The organism is bacterium, assembly GCA_035281585.1.
Classification (GTDB): domain Bacteria; phylum UBA10199; class UBA10199; order DSSB01; family DSSB01; genus DATEDP01.
Map to the genome: position 1 here is coordinate 23517 of DATEDP010000033.1, position 16736 is coordinate 40252.

At 62.1% G+C, this 16736-nt stretch carries 17 protein-coding genes; 4 read left to right on the forward strand and 13 right to left on the reverse strand.

What is annotated here, in order from left to right:
* Nucleotides 1–15 precede the first annotated feature (15 nt).
* Nucleotides 16–918, reverse strand: coding sequence for a diiron oxygenase (locus VJR29_02280; GenBank protein ID HKY62219.1), 903 nt, complete (start codon nucleotides 916–918; stop codon nucleotides 16–18).
* 171 nt (nucleotides 919–1089) lie between these two features.
* Here VJR29_02280 and VJR29_02285 point away from each other — a divergent pair, with 171 nt between their 5' ends.
* Genes VJR29_02285 through VJR29_02295 form a run of 3 tightly spaced genes read left to right on the forward strand, consistent with a single transcriptional unit; the run spans nucleotide 1090 to nucleotide 3371 of the window.
* Complete coding sequence (locus VJR29_02285) at nucleotides 1090–1713, forward strand: TetR/AcrR family transcriptional regulator (protein HKY62220.1); 624 nt, start codon at nucleotides 1090–1092, stop codon at nucleotides 1711–1713.
* A gap of 60 nt (nucleotides 1714–1773) precedes the next feature.
* Nucleotides 1774–2550 carry a hypothetical protein gene (locus tag VJR29_02290; GenBank protein HKY62221.1) on the forward strand — a complete coding sequence of 259 codons (777 nt, stop codon included), beginning with the start codon at nucleotides 1774–1776 and terminating at the stop codon, nucleotides 2548–2550.
* Nucleotides 2550–3371 carry a hypothetical protein gene (locus VJR29_02295; protein ID HKY62222.1) on the forward strand — a complete coding sequence of 274 codons (822 nt, stop codon included), beginning with the start codon at nucleotides 2550–2552 and terminating at the stop codon, nucleotides 3369–3371. The genes VJR29_02290 and VJR29_02295 overlap by 1 nt, the downstream gene beginning before the upstream one ends.
* Here the strand turns inward: VJR29_02295 and VJR29_02300 are convergent.
* The 6 genes from VJR29_02300 to VJR29_02325 form a co-directional block, all read right to left on the reverse strand.
* Nucleotides 3368–4246, reverse strand: coding sequence for a pirin family protein (locus tag VJR29_02300; protein HKY62223.1), 879 nt, complete (start codon nucleotides 4244–4246; stop codon nucleotides 3368–3370). The two genes, VJR29_02295 and VJR29_02300, sit on opposite strands and share 4 nt — an antisense overlap.
* Nucleotides 4247–4348: 102 nt before the next feature.
* The gene (locus VJR29_02305; protein HKY62224.1) at nucleotides 4349–4603 is read right to left on the reverse strand and encodes a hypothetical protein; all 255 of its coding nucleotides are present in this window, start codon (nucleotides 4601–4603) and stop codon (nucleotides 4349–4351) included.
* A gap of 122 nt (nucleotides 4604–4725) precedes the next feature.
* Entirely contained in the window at nucleotides 4726–5868 is a 1143-nt protein-coding gene (locus VJR29_02310; protein HKY62225.1) for a DNA topoisomerase VI, read from the reverse strand.
* On the reverse strand, nucleotides 5868–7649 hold the full coding sequence (locus tag VJR29_02315; protein ID HKY62226.1) for a DNA topoisomerase VI subunit B: 1782 nt from the start codon (nucleotides 7647–7649) through the stop codon (nucleotides 5868–5870). The genes VJR29_02310 and VJR29_02315 overlap by 1 nt, the downstream gene beginning before the upstream one ends.
* Before the next feature lie 34 nt (nucleotides 7650–7683).
* The gene (locus tag VJR29_02320) at nucleotides 7684–8403 is read right to left on the reverse strand and encodes a 2OG-Fe(II) oxygenase (GenBank protein HKY62227.1); all 720 of its coding nucleotides are present in this window, start codon (nucleotides 8401–8403) and stop codon (nucleotides 7684–7686) included.
* Nucleotides 8390–9025 (reverse strand): class I SAM-dependent methyltransferase, encoded by a 636-nt coding sequence (locus VJR29_02325; protein ID HKY62228.1) that lies wholly within the window; start codon nucleotides 9023–9025, stop codon nucleotides 8390–8392. The genes VJR29_02320 and VJR29_02325 overlap by 14 nt, the downstream gene beginning before the upstream one ends.
* Nucleotides 9026–9072: 47 nt before the next feature.
* Between VJR29_02325 and VJR29_02330 the strand changes: the two genes are divergently transcribed.
* The gene (locus VJR29_02330; protein ID HKY62229.1) at nucleotides 9073–10389 is read left to right on the forward strand and encodes a DEAD/DEAH box helicase; all 1317 of its coding nucleotides are present in this window, start codon (nucleotides 9073–9075) and stop codon (nucleotides 10387–10389) included.
* Here VJR29_02330 and VJR29_02335 read toward each other — a convergent pair.
* The 6 genes from VJR29_02335 to VJR29_02360 all read right to left on the reverse strand — a co-directional run bounded on the left by VJR29_02335 (nucleotide 10338) and on the right by VJR29_02360 (nucleotide 16735).
* On the reverse strand, nucleotides 10338–12239 hold the full coding sequence (locus VJR29_02335; protein HKY62230.1) for a hypothetical protein: 1902 nt from the start codon (nucleotides 12237–12239) through the stop codon (nucleotides 10338–10340). The two genes, VJR29_02330 and VJR29_02335, sit on opposite strands and share 52 nt — an antisense overlap.
* A 78-nt stretch (nucleotides 12240–12317) precedes the next feature.
* Nucleotides 12318–13049, reverse strand: a complete 732-nt coding sequence (locus VJR29_02340; GenBank protein HKY62231.1) for a nucleotidyl transferase AbiEii/AbiGii toxin family protein — start codon at nucleotides 13047–13049, stop codon at nucleotides 12318–12320.
* On the reverse strand, nucleotides 13046–13657 hold the full coding sequence (locus VJR29_02345) for a type IV toxin-antitoxin system AbiEi family antitoxin domain-containing protein (protein ID HKY62232.1): 612 nt from the start codon (nucleotides 13655–13657) through the stop codon (nucleotides 13046–13048). Before VJR29_02345 ends, VJR29_02340 begins: the two co-directional genes overlap by 4 nt.
* A gap of 36 nt (nucleotides 13658–13693) precedes the next feature.
* Complete coding sequence (locus VJR29_02350; GenBank protein ID HKY62233.1) at nucleotides 13694–15097, reverse strand: efflux transporter outer membrane subunit; 1404 nt, start codon at nucleotides 15095–15097, stop codon at nucleotides 13694–13696.
* Nucleotides 15094–16020 (reverse strand): efflux RND transporter periplasmic adaptor subunit, encoded by a 927-nt coding sequence (locus VJR29_02355; protein HKY62234.1) that lies wholly within the window; start codon nucleotides 16018–16020, stop codon nucleotides 15094–15096. Before VJR29_02355 ends, VJR29_02350 begins: the two co-directional genes overlap by 4 nt.
* Complete coding sequence (locus tag VJR29_02360) at nucleotides 15998–16735, reverse strand: ABC transporter ATP-binding protein (protein HKY62235.1); 738 nt, start codon at nucleotides 16733–16735, stop codon at nucleotides 15998–16000. The genes VJR29_02355 and VJR29_02360 overlap by 23 nt, the downstream gene beginning before the upstream one ends.
* Between the last annotated feature and the right edge of the window lies 1 nt (nucleotide 16736).

The following is a 16736-nucleotide window of genomic DNA, read 5'->3' on the forward strand; positions in this document are numbered from 1 at the left end:
AATTTCGGTTGAAATTTAGCTGGCCAAGGCCAGGGCCACCCGCTCGCGTTGGTGGGAGGTGGTGACCTGCAAGAACAGCTCGTTGAAATTGGGATGGGTGACGCCGCTTAGGATGAAGACCCAGCGCTTCACCGCCAGCACTTCGCGCCCGATCTCGTCCCGCTCCGCCGGCTTGAAATCGCGCCCCAGGTAGCGGGAAAGGTTCTCGAGATCGTATCCGCTTTGCTTTTGCAGCAGACCGTCGACCGCGCCGACCAGCTCGATGAGATCGGACACCGCCCGATCCCGCTCGCCCTCGCCCATCGTCGCGAAGGCGCGCAGCGTCTCCAAATGATCGAGCTTGGCGTGCTGGGACTCCTCCAGCCAATGGGCCCGGAAAATCTTCTTGGTCAGCGGATCGAGACCGGCGGCCTCGCGGATCGCCGCCAGATAGTGCAGTTGGGTGAACCACTCGATGCAGGACGTGAGCAACAACACCGCGCCGGTGTTCTTGCCCAGGACGTAGTCCGCGACCTGCTGCTCGCCATCGAGAAGGCGAAGCCGAAAGCCGAGCTGGGCGTCGACGCGGTCCCGGATCCGGCGGAACAGGTGCATGTGCTTCACCTCTTCGGCGACGAAATTGGCCAGGGCCTCGAAAGCGCCGCGATCGGCCTGCTCTTGGGCTTGGGCCAGGCTCGTCATCTGGGGAGCGATGAATTCTTCCACGAAGCCGAAGAGATGGGCGTAGGCTCCCATCTCCACATGGGTCAGCTTGCGCTTCTCCTCCTCGTTGAGGCAGGAAATGCGGCCGGCGGCCGACAGCGAAGGCGGCAGCCAAGGGCGGGCGAAATCGAAGGTTTCCGCCCCTAAAACGTCGTCGATTCGCCAGTTCACCCGATAGGAAGTCTCTAAACAATCTTGATAAGAATAGCGGCGCATGGCGTCCCCCTTTTAAATACATGATATCATTCTGATTAATTTCAGAACGATAGGTGCTAAATAGGGTTATGGAGGATTTTTCAGCTTCCGTCAAGATTTTTCAGAACGATAGGTGAAAAATATTGAAAAAGAAGTCCGACTGGGCGAAAAAGAAGAAGAGGAAGGACGAAAATGGGAAGACACAAGGGCTATGACCGGACCGAAGTGCTGGAAAAAGCCATGCACCTGTTCTGGCGCAAGGGCTTCGAGGGAGCTCACCTGCAGGAGTTGGTCGCCGTCACCGGGCTCAACCGCTTCAGCCTTTACAAGGAATTCGGCGGGAAGGAAGGGCTCTACGAGGCGGCGGTGGAACACTACCTGCTCGGCCTCCAGCACTTGGGCGCGATCCTGAACCGGGAGCCGCTCGGCCTGCAGAACGTGCTGGACGAGGTCCAGCTGGTGATCGAGACTGAATTCCCCTACGGCTGCTTCATGACCAACGCCCTCACTCAGCAAGAGGTGCTCGACGCCAAGATCCGCCGGCGGGTCCAAAATCACATCGCCCAGACCGAAGCCCTGATCCTCCGAAACTTCGAAGCCGCCCAAGGCCGGGGCGAGATTCCGGCCGACCGGGATCTGGCCGGCCTGGCGAAGTTCGTGGTGACCTTCGACATCGGCATCGTCACCTACGCCACGACTCGACCCACGCCCCAAGAGAAGCGCCAGATTTGGGAAAGCTTCCGCGACCTGCTGACCCGGAGCCTGAGTGCCGAACCGCGGGGCGAAGCGCTTCCCCCGGCCTCCGAAGCAGGATGACCCATCCCCGCCCCTTTTTTCTTCGACGCCTTTTCCTCACCGTGTTAAAAACGGCGATCCATGAAATTTCGCTTGCCCGCCCTCCTTCTTGCCTGGTCGCTGTTTTTCGCCGCTCCCCAGCTTTGGGCGCGGAGCATTACGGTCGACGATAGCGGCGCCGAGGAAATCGTCATCACGACGAACGTCGAGCTTTGCCCCAAGCCCAAAGACGATCCCGACACTCCCGAAAAAGAAGGCCCGACTCCCGAAGACCTCCAGAATTTCATCGAGGCCCATCAAGAAGAGGTCGCCCGCATTTGGAACGCCTGTCCGCGGCGCCTCCGGGTTCGCCGCGGCGAGCCTCGCAAGACCGTCCGCTTCGTCTTCAATTTCAGCGTCATCGAGGACTGCGACACGCCGAAGGACCCCGAAAAGAAGCGCTTCATGGTCCATCTCGGAAAGCCGCCGCCCGAGACCGGCAAGAACGCCGACTCCGAAAATCTTTGGCTCGAGAACACCTCCCGCTCGGTGGCCCACGAGATCGGCCATAAAATGGGTTTGGAGGACGAGTACGACCCCAACGGCGGCACCCGCGAAAACTTGATGGGGCGAGGCCAAGGCGGGGACTTCGAGCGGGTCATGCTTTATCACGTGGCGACGATCCTCTTCGAGCATGTCGGCAACCCCGACGCCGACGAAGAGGCCCGGCGCGAATTGATGAAAACCTTGCTGCGGATGAAGGACCAAAAAACGGCCAAAAAGATCGCGGCCGACAACGGCATCACCAACGCCGAGTACGACGCCTATAAGGACCTGTTCGCGGCGAATGGGACCGAAATCCAACCGGGGAGACCCTAATGAAAGCAGCCCTGAAAACCTGGCTGATGGTCTTCGCCGCCCTCGCCTTCTCGGCCTGCGGCGGTGGCGGTTCCTCGACGGGCTCCGATTGGAGGGGGCAGCCTTACGACGTGCCGGCCGGCAAGAGCCTCAACTCGGTCTTCCAGGACATCTCGGCCTTGTCGGGAATTTCCTTCACGGTCGATCCGGTCTTGCAAGCCTCGCTCGACGCCGACCCGCCGCGGCTCCCGATCCTGCTGGGGCTCAACGCCGCCCAAGTCCTGGTCCTGATCCAAGACCTGATGCCGCCGGAGCAGGAATATTTCTACCAGGAGCTCAGCGCTCAGAGCATCGCGATCATCCCCCGCTTCCAGCAAGCCGAGGACTTGTCGGCCGCCGCTCCCGTCACGATCATCGACTTCGACACCTTCGCCCATGTCGGCTTTAAAGCCCTGATCAGCGACCCTCAAATCGAGGAGTTCGAATGCGGCGGCCCGGCCGGATTGGGCGACGGCGGAATTTTCGAGATCCTCACCGAAGTCAGCTCCGACCCCGACGGCCACTCCGAGTTCATCGGCGAATTTCCGCCCTTGGTCGAGTACAGCATCGAGGGCAACCGGATATCGTTCTTCGGCGATCCGCCTTGGGTGACGGTCGGCGGCGCCATTCAAGCTGACGGGTCTTTCAGCGCCTCGGGCAGCGGCACCGTGGCCGGCTTCCCCGACGTCAGCGTCGAGTTCCTCGGCCAAGCCCAGCCCGGGCTGCTCACCGGCACCCTGACGATGGGTGCCGGCGGCGAATTGCCCGGCGGGAATCCCGCCGTCTACAGCGTTCATCCTTAAGCCGGCGGCCCGAGGTGGCCCATCTTGCCTCGGCGGTAGTCCTCGATCGCTTGATCGATTTCTTCCTCCCGATTCATGACGAAGGGACCGTAGCCGACCAGCGGCTCGTCGATCGGCTCGCCGCTCATCAACAAGACCCGGCTCTCTTCCTTGGCCGAGAGCGAGAGGGTCTCGCCTCGCCGATCGAAGTAAGCCAGCATGGCGGCTCCGGCGTCTTCCCCGCGGTTCAGCTCGACCTTGCCGCTCCGAACCAGCAGGAAAGCCGAGTGGCCTTCCGGCAGTTTCAGCTCGACCGACTTTCCGGCCTCCAACTGGAGGTCCCAGAGGCTGACCGGCGTGAAGGTCCGGGCCGGCCCTCGATGGCCTTGGAAATCGCCGGCAATGACCCGCAAGGTTCCGGCTCCGCCCGGCAGGGCGACCGCCGGAATTTGAGCGGCGCGGAGATCTTGATACCGGGGCGGGCTCTTCTTGAATTCGCTCGGGAGATTAACCCAAAGCTGGACCATCTCGAGCGTTCCGCCGTTTCGGGCAAAATCCCGCCCGTGCATCTCCTCGTGAACGATGCCGGAGGCGGCGGTCATCCATTGGACGTCGCCGGGTCCGATTTTGCCGCGAGTCCCGGTGGAGTCGCGATGCTCGACTTCGCCCTGGTAAACGATGGTGACGGTCTCGAAGCCGCGATGCGGATGCTCGCCGACGCCGCGTCGCTCCTCGGTCGGCGGAAATTCGGCCGGCCCGGCGTAGTCCAAGAGCAGAAAAGGGCTGATCGCCGGATCACCGTCGTTGTAGGAAAACATCGATCGCACGGGAAAACCGTCGCCAACCCAATGGCCGGCGGGGCTTTTGCGGATTTGGAGGAGATTTTTCTGGCTCAAGGCAGCCTCCTTTTTGAGGTGGAAGAGCCAGATGGGGCTTCCTCGGAAAAAATCAAGGCCCGGGGAATAAACCCCGGGCCTCCTAGCGAAACCCAAATGGGCTTAGTACCCGCCGCCCTTCGGAGCGGGGGCCGAAGCCGGCAGATCGCCGCTGCCTTGCGGGGCCTGGGCGGTCTTCTTGTCGATGCAAGCCTGGAGCTCGGCCCCGGTCTTGCCCTTGTTCTTGCAGGCGTCGGTCGCCTCTTGGACGCTCATCGGGGCCTTCGTTTCGCCGGCCTTCCCGGCCTCGCCCGCGGCGAGAGCCGCTGTTGAAAGAGCCAGCGCGGCGATCAGAAAAGGATAGATCGTCTTTTTCATATTGGTCTCCTGTTCGAGTTCATTTCGTTTCGAACGGAGACTGTCACCGCCGCGACGCGAGGACAATGGGTGAAGGCCCGGTTTTAGGATGGGGGAATCCCCGGCCTCTTTTGGCCGTTTTTTTAGACGTAATTGGCCTTCTTGATCTTCTCGAGGATGATCTTCTCCGGCATCAGCGGGTCGCGGGGATTGACCGAGAAGAGCGCCTGTTGCTCGCAGCGCCGCTTGTGCTGGATCAGCCAGCGCAGGATATCGGCCACGCCCTTGTTGCGCTTGTCCTTGAAGAAGGGATCGTTTTGCAGGGCGTCGCGGGCCTTCTTCAAGGCCCGGGATTCGGCGGCGTCGTTCTCCTTCACGCCATAGTCCGGCAGGTCGTATTTGCGGATATCCTCGGGCAGGACGCCGAGGAACTTCACCTCCGGCGCGCTGAAGTCGGAATTGCGGATCAAGCTGGCCGCCGACCCGGCCTTCAGGGTCCGGAAGATGTTCTGCATGGTGTAGGCGTCCAAATCGCCGAAGAAGTAGCAAGGAATCCTCAGCTCATCCTGGATCAGCTTGGTCCAGCCGCGGACGGCATTGGAGGGCACGCCCTGGGCGCCGAGCAAGATGACCGGGTGACGCTTGGTGAAACCGCTGTTGACCAAGGTATTGGCGGTGCCTTCCGACTCGACGATGAGGCAGAAATCGATCTTCTTCTTGGCCTTGAGCTTGAGGCTTTGGGGCCGGTTCTTGGGCTGAAAGGGCGAAGTGCCGAGGGTCGAGAGGTCGATCGTCGCCTTGCCGCCGTCGGGCAGGGTCTCGACCACCACCAATTGCTGGCTGTAAGTCTGGCCGCCGCGGTCGTTGGCGAAGCAGTTCAGGTCCTCGCGGTAGCACTCCATCATCTCGCAGATGAAGTCGATGATGGCGTCGCTCTCGTCCTGATCGGCGAAATCCAGCGGCTTCAGCGCCGGGTCGTGCTTAATCTCGCCCTTGGAGATATAGTAGAGCTCGCGCTTGGTGTTGGTGGCGCCGACGTCGAGGTTGCGCAGAATGAGCTCGAGCATGAAGACGGCCCGCGACATCTTCTGAACCGAGCTGACGTTCAGCTCGGTCGCCACCTTCTTCTCGCCGGGCGTCAGATAGCCGACCTTGGGATTGTAATTGGAGTTGTCGAGCGAGCACTTGGTGGCCTCGAGGACCGGCCGGCGGGCCTTTTCCAAATCCCGGAGCAGCTTCTCGCACATCTCGACCGAGAGCTTTTTGACGTCGATATCGGTTGCCATTACTTCTTCCTCTCCTTGGTCGCTTTTTTGGCCGCCGGCTTCTTGGCCGGTTTCTTCTTCGGGGCGGCGGACGGCGTCAGGATCTCGCTCGGCTCATCGACCTCCCGCGAATCGGCTTGGGCCGAGGCCGCGCCCGGAATGATCCCGACGGTCTGCTCCATCTTCATCACCGCTTCCTCGGCATGCTCGATGGCGACCGCCAATTCTTTCTCGGCCAGCGCGGCGTCGCGGCCCAGGATCTTGGCCAGTCCTTCGAGGGCCTTGGCCCGGCGCTCCTTCGGCGACTTGGTGATGCGGCAGGCGCCGTCGACCAAGATCGGCGCGAACATCTCGATGTGCTGGCGCTTCTTCTCGAGATCGGCCTCCTTGGTCTCGCGCCGGATATGCTTGGAGAGGCGCTGGCCGGCTTGGATCAGGGTGCGCCGGATTTCCTCGACCAACTCGTCGCTGGCATCGACCGTCTCTTTGGAGGCGTTCTTGAACTTGATGAAGGGCGAAACCACGCTGACCGCAATGATGTAGGGACCCGACGGCAGGCTGCCCTTGGGCTGGTTGAGCCCGTAAGCCCGCCAATTGACCGACTCGGCGGCCTGGGTCATGGCGCAGGCCGATTTGTCGAATTGCAGCGGGACCCGGTTGGCGAAACGCAGCAAGGTGACCTGATCCTCCTCGCCGCCCGGCTTGTTCAAAAGCCGGGCGATCGCGGTTTCGACCAAGACCGGCTTGAAATCGCAGATCGCCGGCTTGCGCGACACGACCGAGAAGAAGTCGACCTCGCCGACCCGCTGAATGCTCTTGGCCAATCCGGGCTCGCCGATGCTGAGAACGCTGCTGGTGGAAGGCGCCATCAGCTTGGCTTTCTGGATCGCCGCGAAGACCCGCTTGAATTGCTCCTCGCTGGCCTTGTCGACGCTCAAGTCGAGCAAGGACTGAGGGAGCCCCTCTTTTTTCAGATCCTTGAGCACGCCGTCGGAAACCCGGGAAAATCCCTTCTTGAGCCAAGCTCCGATCGAAACCCGGCCGAAGAGATGGGAGTGGGCGATGAACTCCCCCAGCTTCATCGTATGGGGATGGGGATCGGTGGCGTCGGGAATTTGCGGGATTTCATCGGTGACCCGCGGAACGACGACCTCATCCTGATCCATCACCTTGTAGCGCAAGGTCAGGTGGGGATTCACCAAGGTCGTGCCGTTGAGATAGGCCAGGATTCCGCCTTCGCCGTTGAGCTGAACCCGGGCATCGATGACGAACTCGCAGGCGACGCCGTGGTCCTTGCCCCACTCCACCGTCTCCTTGGACTTCATCGTGCCCTTGTTGTGCTTGATGTCGACTTCGACCACGCACTGGACGGCCTTGCGCATCTTGGCGGTCTTGGTGACGATGGTCGCGCCGCGGGCGTTGGTGAGCTGGGCCCAGGTGGTGACGGCCGAGATGCCGATGCCCTGCTGACCCCGGCTGCAGCGGCCGCGGCCGAACTTGGAGCTGGCCAAGTACTCGCCGAAAACCTTGACGACGTCCTCGACCTCGAGGCCGGGGCCGTTATCCTCGACCCGGACCCGAATCGCGTCGGCGCCCTTGCCGGTGCCTTCGCCGACCTTCTCGATCAGGACCGAAACCTCGGGCAGGATGCCGGCATCCTCGCAGGCGTCGAGCGAATTATCGACCGCCTCCTTGATCGTGGTCAGGATCGCCTTGGTGTAGGACGAAAAACCTACTTGCTGGAGATTCTTGGAGAAATATTCCGCGCTGCTGGCGGAGGTAATGGTCTGAGCTTTTGCCATGGCCGAGGCATACAATGGTAATTCTCATTGAAATTCAAGTCCTTATTCGATGGCTGTAATTGGGATCGGCCCCGTTCAGCTTTTTGGAGCTATAAAGGTAGTCGTTCAAGCCCTCTTCTTGAGGGTGCCGCGCTCCGACCTGGTCGTAGGAAAAAATGAAATTGACCCGCTCCTCGGCGCCCTCGACCGGACTGACGCTGTGGAGACAGCGGTCGCCCCGCATCAACAAAAGCCGGCCCGGCGCCGGGGCGACGTGGAGCTTGGAGCTGAAGCGACGCCCGACCGGGCTCATCCACAAACGATCCAAGGCTTTCTGCCAAGCCGTGTGGCTTCGGCCCCGGAGCAGGAAGCGGTGGCCCGGATGCATCTCGGTGACCCCGCCGGCGACGGCGTTGAGATAGAGGATGGCGGTCAAGGCATTGCGGTCGTAGTGCCAGCGGTATTCGCCGCCCGGCCGGGTGATGTTGATATTGATCGCGACCTTGCGCTGGCGCATGGGCTCGAGGCGGAGCCCGCTGCTCTCTTCGGCGATCGCCTGGATTCGCCGATAGAGCATCGCCAGCTCCGGAAAGGCCGCGTCGATCGCCTCGCCGTCGATGACGAAGTAGCGCAGCGAGCGGCCGCGCATCGGCCGGTGAATCTCGGTCAGCTCATGCTTCGAGCGATAAGCCTCGATCCGAGTCAGCCAATCGCCGGCTTCCTCGGCCGAAAGAAAAGAGTCCCAGCTCCACACTTGTTGGTCACGATCCGCCATGTTTTCGGCTCACCACTGCCAGCCAGGGCTGCTCGCTGCGCCGCTTTCCGGCCGGGCGGTAATAATGATGCAACACCTCGAAGCCGGCGGCTTCAAGGTGGGGCTTGAACTCCTCGAACTCCATGAAGTTGCCGTAGCGCTGGCCGTCCCAGCCCTCGAAGCTGCCTCGGGGGTTGGAAGCGAAGAGGATACCGCCCGGCCGCAGAGCCGACCACAAATCCTTCAAGACCCGCGACAGCTCCTGCGAAGGCACGTGAAAAAGCGAGGCATTGGCGAAGATGCCGTCGAAACCGCCGGCCGGAAGCTCCAAGCTCAAGAAGTCTTGCTGCCAAACCTCGCAACCCGAATATTCCCGGGCCATCCGGCAAAAATTGGCGCAACCCTCCAAGCCGACCGCCCGGTGACCGAGGCTCTTGAAGTAAGCCAGGTCCCGGCCCGGACCGCAGCCGAAGTCGAGGAGGTCGAGCGGCCGGTCCTGGGGAAGCTCCGCCAGCAGAGCCTGATAGTTTTGCCGGACGTCATGGCCCTTGGTGCCCTCCCAAAATTCCTCGGCCCGCCTTTCATAGTGGTCGAGAGTCTGGCGGCTGATTTGCCGGAGATCGGATGGATTTAAGCGCTTCACGATTTGCACCTTGTATTAATCGTGGATTCTGCTACACCGCCCTCCCCTTGAACACCGAATTTCAAAACCTGGGCATCTCCTCGCGAATCTTGAGCGCCCTGCATAAGATGAAGATCGTCGCTCCCACGCCGATCCAGCATAAATGCATCCCGGTGGGCCTGGAGGGCAAGGACATCATGGGCATCGCCCAGACCGGGACCGGCAAGACCTTGGCCTTCGGAATCCCGGTGGTTCAGCGGCTGGACCACTTGCCGGGCCGGGCCCTGATCTTATTGCCGACCCGGGAGCTGGCCCTGCAGGCCGAGGAAACCTTCCTCCGCATCGGCCAAGCCTTTCACCTGAAAACCACGGTCTTGATCGGCGGCGAATCGATCCACCGCCAGGCCCAGGACCTGCGCAAACAGCCTCGGATCCTCATCGCCACTCCCGGCCGTCTGATCGATCACCTCGAAGAGCGGCGGCTCCGCCTCGACGACGTGAAAATCCTGGTCCTCGACGAAGCCGACCGGATGCTCGACATGGGTTTCGCGCCCCAGCTCAACCGGATCATGAAAACGGTCCCCAAGGAGCGCCAGACCCTGCTCTTCTCGGCCACCATGCCGAACTCCATCGTCAAGCTGGCGACCACCTATATGGCGATGCCGGTGCGCCTCGAAGTGGCCCCGGCCGGGACGACCTCGGCCGACATCGAGCAGGAGATCTTCATCATCCGCCAGGAGTCGAAACTGTCGCTGCTCGAGAAGCTGCTGCAAGAATATCACGGCACGGTGCTGGTCTTCTCGCGCACCAAGCACGGCGCGAAGAAGATCGCCAAGGTGGTCAACATGATGGGCCACCACGCCGCCGAAATCCACGCCAACCGCTCGCAAAGCCAACGGCGCGAAGCCCTGGCCGGCTTTCGCTCCGGCAAATACCGGGTCTTGGTCGCGACCGACATCGCGGCCCGGGGCATCGACGTGAGCAACATCGAATTGGTGGTGAATTTCGACTTGCCCGATCAATCCGAAGATTACGTCCATCGCATCGGCCGCACCGGCCGGGCCGGAAACAAGGGTCGGGCCATTTCCTTCGCCACGCCCGAGCAGAAAAAAGAGATCCACCTCATCGAGCGGCTGATCAAAAAAAGCCTGACCATTTCGCAATTGCCGGAGCTGCCGCCGCCCCGCCGCCGGCAAGCCCCGGCACCGACGCCACCGGCGGCTCCCAAGCCTCAAGGCCACCGCGGCCATGTCAAATTGGGGCCCATGCCCAGCGGAGCGAAAAAACCGGGGAAGAAACGGCGCCGCTCGCGCCGAGGTCGCTTCAAAAGGCGTCAAGGCGCCGGCGATGGCGCCGGCGGCGGGACCGGCGGCAAGCCGACGTAAATATCGGGCTCGACGGTCGGGTTGGGGTCCTTCAATTTTTTCTCGAAAGCCGGATCGATCTTGTGGCCGAAGCCCAGAAGCAGCGCATAAACCGCCTGGGCCTCGAGCTGCCCGTGCTCCTCTTCCCGGGTTCCCTCGAAAGTCATCGCCGGCTTCCTCAGAAAAAAATTCATGTAGGCCGTGGCATTGTCGATCCGGCGCGAATCCCGCCGGGCCAGGGGCGAAGCGCTGAATTCGAAGCTGCCGCCGCTCAGCTTGGCCAAGCGGGTCGCGGCATAATCCGCGATCTGCCAGGGCACTTGGAGGCCGTTCTTGAAAGCCGCGGCCACCGCCGCCGGCTGCTCGCTCGGACCCATCTCCTTCTCCAAGGTCGTGGGATGCGACAGCCGCTGGATCTTCCGCACCTGGGCCGGCAGCCAAAGCGAGGCCACCGGCCCTAGGCTGGGATCGGCCACGCCATCGGCATCGATCACCACATCGGAGATGAAGAAAGGCGAATGCTCGGTCCAATCGTGAAGACCGATCATCCCATCGCATAGCCCCAGCAGCCATTCGGTGCGGCGGACGATGATTTGGTCGATCCGGTCGCCCTGGAAAGCCTTGTTGAACTCGTTGTTCATCAGGCGGGTGGTGTGGCCGGCGGCCGCCATCGCCCGGTTGGCCTCGGGCAGGAACAGGATCCGCCCGCTCTGCAACGGCAGATCCTTCAACCAATGGAAGACCTTGCGCGGGTTGGGCTCGTCGAAATGAGGCGAAAACACCAGCGTGGTCGGACCGGGCTTCTTGGCCTCGAGCGAGAAAACTTCGGTGTCGCCGGGCCAAAAATACTTCTTCAAGGTCACTTGGCCTCGAATCCAGGTCTTGTCGGGCTGGGGCAGAAAGGCGTCGATCTGCTGCTGGCGCTTCGCGTAAGGCGTGCCTTGGGCCAGGTTGGGGAAATAATCGGACTCATCGAAGACCTTGTTCAAGGCCGCCCCGATCGGGCTGGGCACTTTTTCAAAAAGATCCAAGCTGGCCTTGGGATCTTGGCGCAAACACTCCTTAATGAAGCGTTGGGCCTCCTCGGGGCTAAGGTAAGAGAAAAGAGAAGCGGCCGTGGCCGCGTCGGGGAACTTGGCCTTCACCGCTTTCTCGAAAGCCTCGCTCTGCTGAATCGGCCCCAATTGCAAAAAGCCCGAGTAAGTCATGTTCAAATATCGGGCGAAGATCGGCGGCTCGCTCTGTTTCAAATAGAAATCCACGAGCGGAGTCAAGCGGCTGGCAGGCTGAGTCGCCGGATTCATCAGGCCGATGTAGAAGGCCAGGGAGTCGAGCAGCTCCCGCGCCGGCTTGGGATCGATTCCGCCGCCGAGCAGCGGCTGGCCCAATACCCGGATCCTTTCGGGTTGGGAAAGCCGGAAATCCCAGCCCAGGATTTTATCCCGCCATTCTTCCTTCCACTCCTCGCCCAGGTGCTTGGTCTCGAAATAGACGTCGAAGAGCGAGACATCGTCCTTGCTTTGATCGTGGGTCGCCAAGTGGCGGATGAATTCCTTCGCTTTCCCGACTTGGCGAGGGTCCTGAAAAACCTGAAGCCAGCTCGCGCCGGCTCCGCTGTTCCTCAGCAAGGCCTGGAGGTCGAGCCGCCGAGTCGGCGAGCTCAGGGCCTGGGATTCGAGGTTCTGGAGGAGATAATGGTAGCCATTGGCGCGGGGCTCCGGCCCATCGCCGTAATCCAGGAAAGTTTTGGGGAAACCTTGGGGCATCGGCGGAGCCGAGGCCGGAGAATGGCCCGAGCCGCCGCAGCCCTCGGCCAAGACCGAGATGGCCGCCGCGCCCGCAAAAAGAAGAATCGGAAGGAATAATCCCATTTTTGTGCCCTTAGGAGATTTCGAGGTAGGAGCTTTCACTAATCGGACGAAGCTGAAATTTGATGCTAAATGGAACGATTATCCGCCGCTCGAGAGCTTGTCGATGATCCGGGTCACTCCGGCCCGGATCAGGCTGAGCACTCCGGCCCGATACTCGGCCGGCAACAAGGGATGGAGCTCCTGTTCCACCCTCTTCTGATCGAGGCTCCCCAATTTTTTGGAGAGAAGCTCGGCGGCCTGCCGAGGCGTGAGGGCCTTGGGCTTGGCCCGGTTGATCGAGACTTCGCCTAGCCGGTCGTTCAAAGTGACCTCGTCCCAGGAGCTCAGCGCCTGCATCTGGCTTAAGTCGTAGAGATCGCGGGCCACGTCGCGCTCCAAGGTGGCGACGATTTTGTGGGCAAAGGCCTCGGGCAGGGCCATCGTCGCGATGATCCGGGCGCCCAAGGCGAAGCGGGCGCCGAGCGGGCCGGTCGACATCGGCTCGGCCGGGAGCTGGGTCGACGTCGAGACCTCCATCTCGAGCAGGGCCCGCTCTCCGCTGACCGAATCCACCAAGTCGACGAAGACGCCCCGTGGATTCACGTCGGTCGACTCGATTTCAATTCCTTCCATATTGGTCAGGACTTTCTCGATCTCCCGGGCCAAACCCTTTTTGGAATCCTTGGTGATCCAGACGTAGTCGACGTCTTGGGTCGAGCGGGGGCTGTTGTGGAGGCGGAGCAGCATCCCGCCTTTCAGCACCAGCTTGTCCTTCATCCGGTCGGCGAGATGGTTCATGACCTTGGCCAAAAGCATTTCCGGCGATCTCATCGCAACACTCCCTCCACGAATTTCAAGAATTTCGGATTGCGGTAAAACTTGAGATAGTCCTGCAGGCGCTGGCCGTCGAGCTTGCGGACGTTGATCTCGCAGCGCGGGTCGAAGACGAAGCGCGCGCCTTTTTGGTAGTAATAGAGCAGATCGAGAAAGGCCTTCTCGTTGTCGGCCACCGCTACCCCATCGGAGCGTGGCACGAATCCGAAGGCCAGGCTGAATTGGATGCCGAAGTAGCGCAGGCTCCCTTCGGCGGTCTCTACGCTGGTGCCGAGCCGACCCGGCCGCACCGCCGAGACCGAGCGCGCCGGCACCGTTCCGACCAAGCCGTTCTTCGCCAAGACCGAATCCATCGAGATGTAGGCGCCGGGCTTGAGGCGGGCGGCCAGGAGCCAGAGGTCGACCTGGCCGGCGGTATAGAATCCGCGTTGCACCTTGCGCAGGGCCTTTTCGCGAACCAACCGCCGGATGATGCGCTTGTTCTGAAGCTCGGAGCCAGCAGCCAGCAAATTGAAGAGATCGGCGTAGGAAAACACGCCGCCTTGGTCGGGGCCGAGCCGGCTGATCCTTTCCATCCATTGGGGCCAAGAGACCTGGCTTTTCATACTAAGTAGAAAGTATCCTATTTTGATCTTTTCTACCTAGTATGTTTTTAAGGCGGCGGAGTTCGGCTCCCCTTCCCCGCCTCCACCCAAGGCCTTCATCAGGGCCACCAGCCGCTGGCCGCTGCCGGCCTCGGACTCGAGCTTGTCAAACTCGGCCTGGAAATAAGCCCGCTCGCTGACCAAGATGTCGAGGAAAGAAGCGATGCCCTTGCGGTAGCGCTCCTCGGCCAGCCGGTAAGCCAGCTCGGCGCTGTCCCGGGCCTTAAGCAGCGCCGCGTAGCGATTCTCCTGGTTGAGATAGGCCGAGAGCGCGGTCTCGATCTCTTCCAGCGATTCCAAGACCGCCTTCTCGTACTCGTAAAGCGATTGCTCCTGCCTCGCCTCGGCTGCTTGGATCTGGGCCTTGATCCGGCCGAAGTCGAAAAGCGGCATGAAGAGCCCGGAGGCGATCGACCAGATAATCCCGGCGCCAAGGAAGCTGTTCTGCTGGACGCCGAAGAGACCCGACAAATCGAGCTTAGGATAGCGCTCGGCGATGGCCGCGCCGGTCAAATTGGTCGCAGCCTCCAGCCGCTTCTCGGCCGCCCGAATGTCGGGCCGATGGCTCACCGCCCGGGCCGGCGTGGCCAGGACGAATTGAGGGGCGGCCCGCGGAATCCCGCCCTCGCCCATGCGGGCTTCGGCGAAGCCGGGATTCTCGCCGGCCAAGGCCGAAAGCCGGTTGAAGGCCGCGTCACGCAAGGCCCGCAGGCCCGGAATCTGGGCCAAGCTCGTCTGATAGGCCGTTTCCTGCTGCGAGACTTCGAGATAGCTGCTTAAGCCCGCCTTGTTCCGAACCTCGAGCAGGCTGAGCGTTTGCCGGTAAGCCTTGGCCGTCTCCTCGGTGAAGTGAATCTGGCGCTGGAGCTTACGGGCTTCGAGGTAATTGCGCACCAGCTCGGCGATCAAGCTGACCTGGACTTGGCGCTGGCTCTCCGCGCTGGCCTCGAACAGCGCCTTGGCGGCCCAGGACTTGCGGCGCTTGCCGCCGAAGATGTCGACTTCCCAGGAGGCGTCGAAGCCGCCCTCGTAAAGGTTGATCGTCTCGCCGATGGTCGAAACGCCTCGGTCGGAGCGGCCGGCGCTGGCGAAGAGATCGACCCGGGGCCAGCGGTCGGCTTTGGCCCCCTTCCAGTCGGCCCGGGCTTCCTTGACTCGAGCGGCGGCGATTTTGAGGTCGCGGTTATTCCGCAAGGCGTGCTCGACCAGCGAGTCCAAAGTCGGATCGCCGAAGGCCTTCCACCAAATGCGATAGTCCGGATCCCGGTCCTCGACGGCGAAAGCCTGCTTTTGCAAATAACCTTGGGGCCAAGCCACCTTCGGCTTCTCGTAGCGCGGCCCGACCGCGCAGGCCGGCGTCGTCAGCGCCAAAGCCAAGGCGAGGAGGCGCCGGGCCCTCATGGCTTGGCTCCGAAGCCCGAGACCAAGGAGCCGGTTTCGATGAAGACGTCCATCTGCTGGCCGGAGAAGGATTGCAGGTTGGAGTTGTCGAAGGAGTAGAGAATTTGCTGGACCCGGGTGTCGACCCGCTCGTTGCCGTCGTTGGTCAGGGAGCGCTTGGGCAAGATGAAGGGCTCTTTGCGGACGAAATTCAGCGCGACTTTTTTGTCGCCATAGCCGCGCAGCGAGGCGACGGCCTTGGCTTTGATATCGACCCGCGGGATGTCGGTCTCGTCGATTTCGACCCGGACGTGCATCACGTCGACGTCGCCCAAGACCACGTAAGGCCGCTCGGCGCTGCCGCCGTTGACGTATTCGCCGGGTCGGACATCGACTTTGAGGACGGTGCCGGCGATCGGCGCCTTGACGTCGAGTCGGTCAAGCTCGGTTTGATAGACCTCGACCTGGGCTTCGGCCTCCTTGACCTTGGCATTGGCCAATTGAGAGGCGTAGCGCCGGCGACTCAGCTCGTCCTCGCTGATCGCCCGCCGGTCCGAGACCCGCTCGAACATGCCGAGCTGGTGCTTGAGGTCGGCCCGCTCGACCCGTGCCGACTCCAGCCGGGCCTGGGCCAGGGCGAGCTGGGCCTTGGCGTCGCGGCTATCGACGGTGAAGAGCGAATCGCCGGCGGCCACCTTCTGGCCGACCGCCACCGAAACTTTGGAGACGACGCCGGGCAATTGGGTTCCGATGGCGATGTTCTCGCTGCGGGGCTCGACCAGGCCGATGCCGGCCACCCGATTGACGAAGGCCGAGTTGACCGGCCCCAGCACCGGCGCTTCGGGCTTGCGCTCGGGCCGGACCAGGACGAAGGTCAGCGCGAAGAGCAGCATCCCGGCGGCGAGCAGCGGGAAGCCGAGCTTATACAGCTTTTCTCGATTCATAGGCTCCTCCGTTCCGCTCTTCCTTGCTGATCCGGCCGTCCATCATGTGGACGATGCGGTCGGCGAAATCGAAGATTCGGCTGTCATGGGTCACGACCAGCACCGCCCGGCTGGCTTCGAGGGCGATGTCGCGCAAAATTTCCATCACCGTTTGGCCGGTCTGGGCGTCGAGCGCCGAGGTCGGCTCGTCGCAGACGATCATCCGCGGCTCGTGGACCAGGGCCCGGGCGATGGCCACTCGTTGCTGCTGGCCGCCCGAGAGATGGGCCGGCAGCTTGGCCAAATGATCGGCCATGCCGATCCGGGCCAGGACCGCCGAAGACTTCCGCATCGCCGACCGCATCGACATCCCGCCGGCGACCAGCGGGATAGCGGCGTTTTCGGCGGCGTTCAGCGAAGGCAAAAGGTTGAACTGCTGGAAGATGAAGCCGAGGTTGCGCCGCCGGAAATCCACCAGCTCGTCGTCGGACATGCGAAAAAGCGGGGCCCCAGCGACTTCAACCTCGCCCTCGGAGGGAGTAAGTATCCCGGTGAGGATCGAGAGCAGGGTCGTCTTGCCACAGCCGCTGGGGCCCACCATCATCGTGAGCTCGCCGGGATTGAGATCGAGGTCGATGCCGTGAAGCACTCGAACCTTGTCGTCGCCGGAGGGGAAATCCTTTACGATCCCGCGAGCCGTGATCAGATAGTCTGAAAATTCATTCATCGGTTTCATG

Coding starts and splice junctions, on each gene's coding strand:
- VJR29_02310 (HKY62225.1), bottom strand. CDS start 5,868: ATGGCAACCGATATCGACGTCAAAAAGCTCTCGGTCGAGATGTGCGAG.
- VJR29_02360 (HKY62235.1), bottom strand. CDS start 16,735: ATGAAACCGATGAATGAATTTTCAGACTATCTGATCACGGCTCGCGGG.
- VJR29_02290 (HKY62221.1), top strand. CDS start 1,774: ATGAAATTTCGCTTGCCCGCCCTCCTTCTTGCCTGGTCGCTGTTTTTC.
- VJR29_02295 (HKY62222.1), top strand. CDS start 2,550: ATGAAAGCAGCCCTGAAAACCTGGCTGATGGTCTTCGCCGCCCTCGCC.
- VJR29_02305 (HKY62224.1), bottom strand. CDS start 4,603: ATGAAAAAGACGATCTATCCTTTTCTGATCGCCGCGCTGGCTCTTTCA.
- VJR29_02320 (HKY62227.1), bottom strand. CDS start 8,403: ATGGCGGATCGTGACCAACAAGTGTGGAGCTGGGACTCTTTTCTTTCG.
- VJR29_02285 (HKY62220.1), top strand. CDS start 1,090: ATGGGAAGACACAAGGGCTATGACCGGACCGAAGTGCTGGAAAAAGCC.
- VJR29_02315 (HKY62226.1), bottom strand. CDS start 7,649: ATGGCAAAAGCTCAGACCATTACCTCCGCCAGCAGCGCGGAATATTTC.
- VJR29_02280 (HKY62219.1), bottom strand. CDS start 918: ATGCGCCGCTATTCTTATCAAGATTGTTTAGAGACTTCCTATCGGGTG.
- VJR29_02340 (HKY62231.1), bottom strand. CDS start 13,049: ATGAGATCGCCGGAAATGCTTTTGGCCAAGGTCATGAACCATCTCGCC.
- VJR29_02355 (HKY62234.1), bottom strand. CDS start 16,020: ATGAATCGAGAAAAGCTGTATAAGCTCGGCTTCCCGCTGCTCGCCGCC.
- VJR29_02350 (HKY62233.1), bottom strand. CDS start 15,097: ATGAGGGCCCGGCGCCTCCTCGCCTTGGCTTTGGCGCTGACGACGCCG.
- VJR29_02335 (HKY62230.1), bottom strand. CDS start 12,239: ATGGGATTATTCCTTCCGATTCTTCTTTTTGCGGGCGCGGCGGCCATC.
- VJR29_02345 (HKY62232.1), bottom strand. CDS start 13,657: ATGAAAAGCCAGGTCTCTTGGCCCCAATGGATGGAAAGGATCAGCCGG.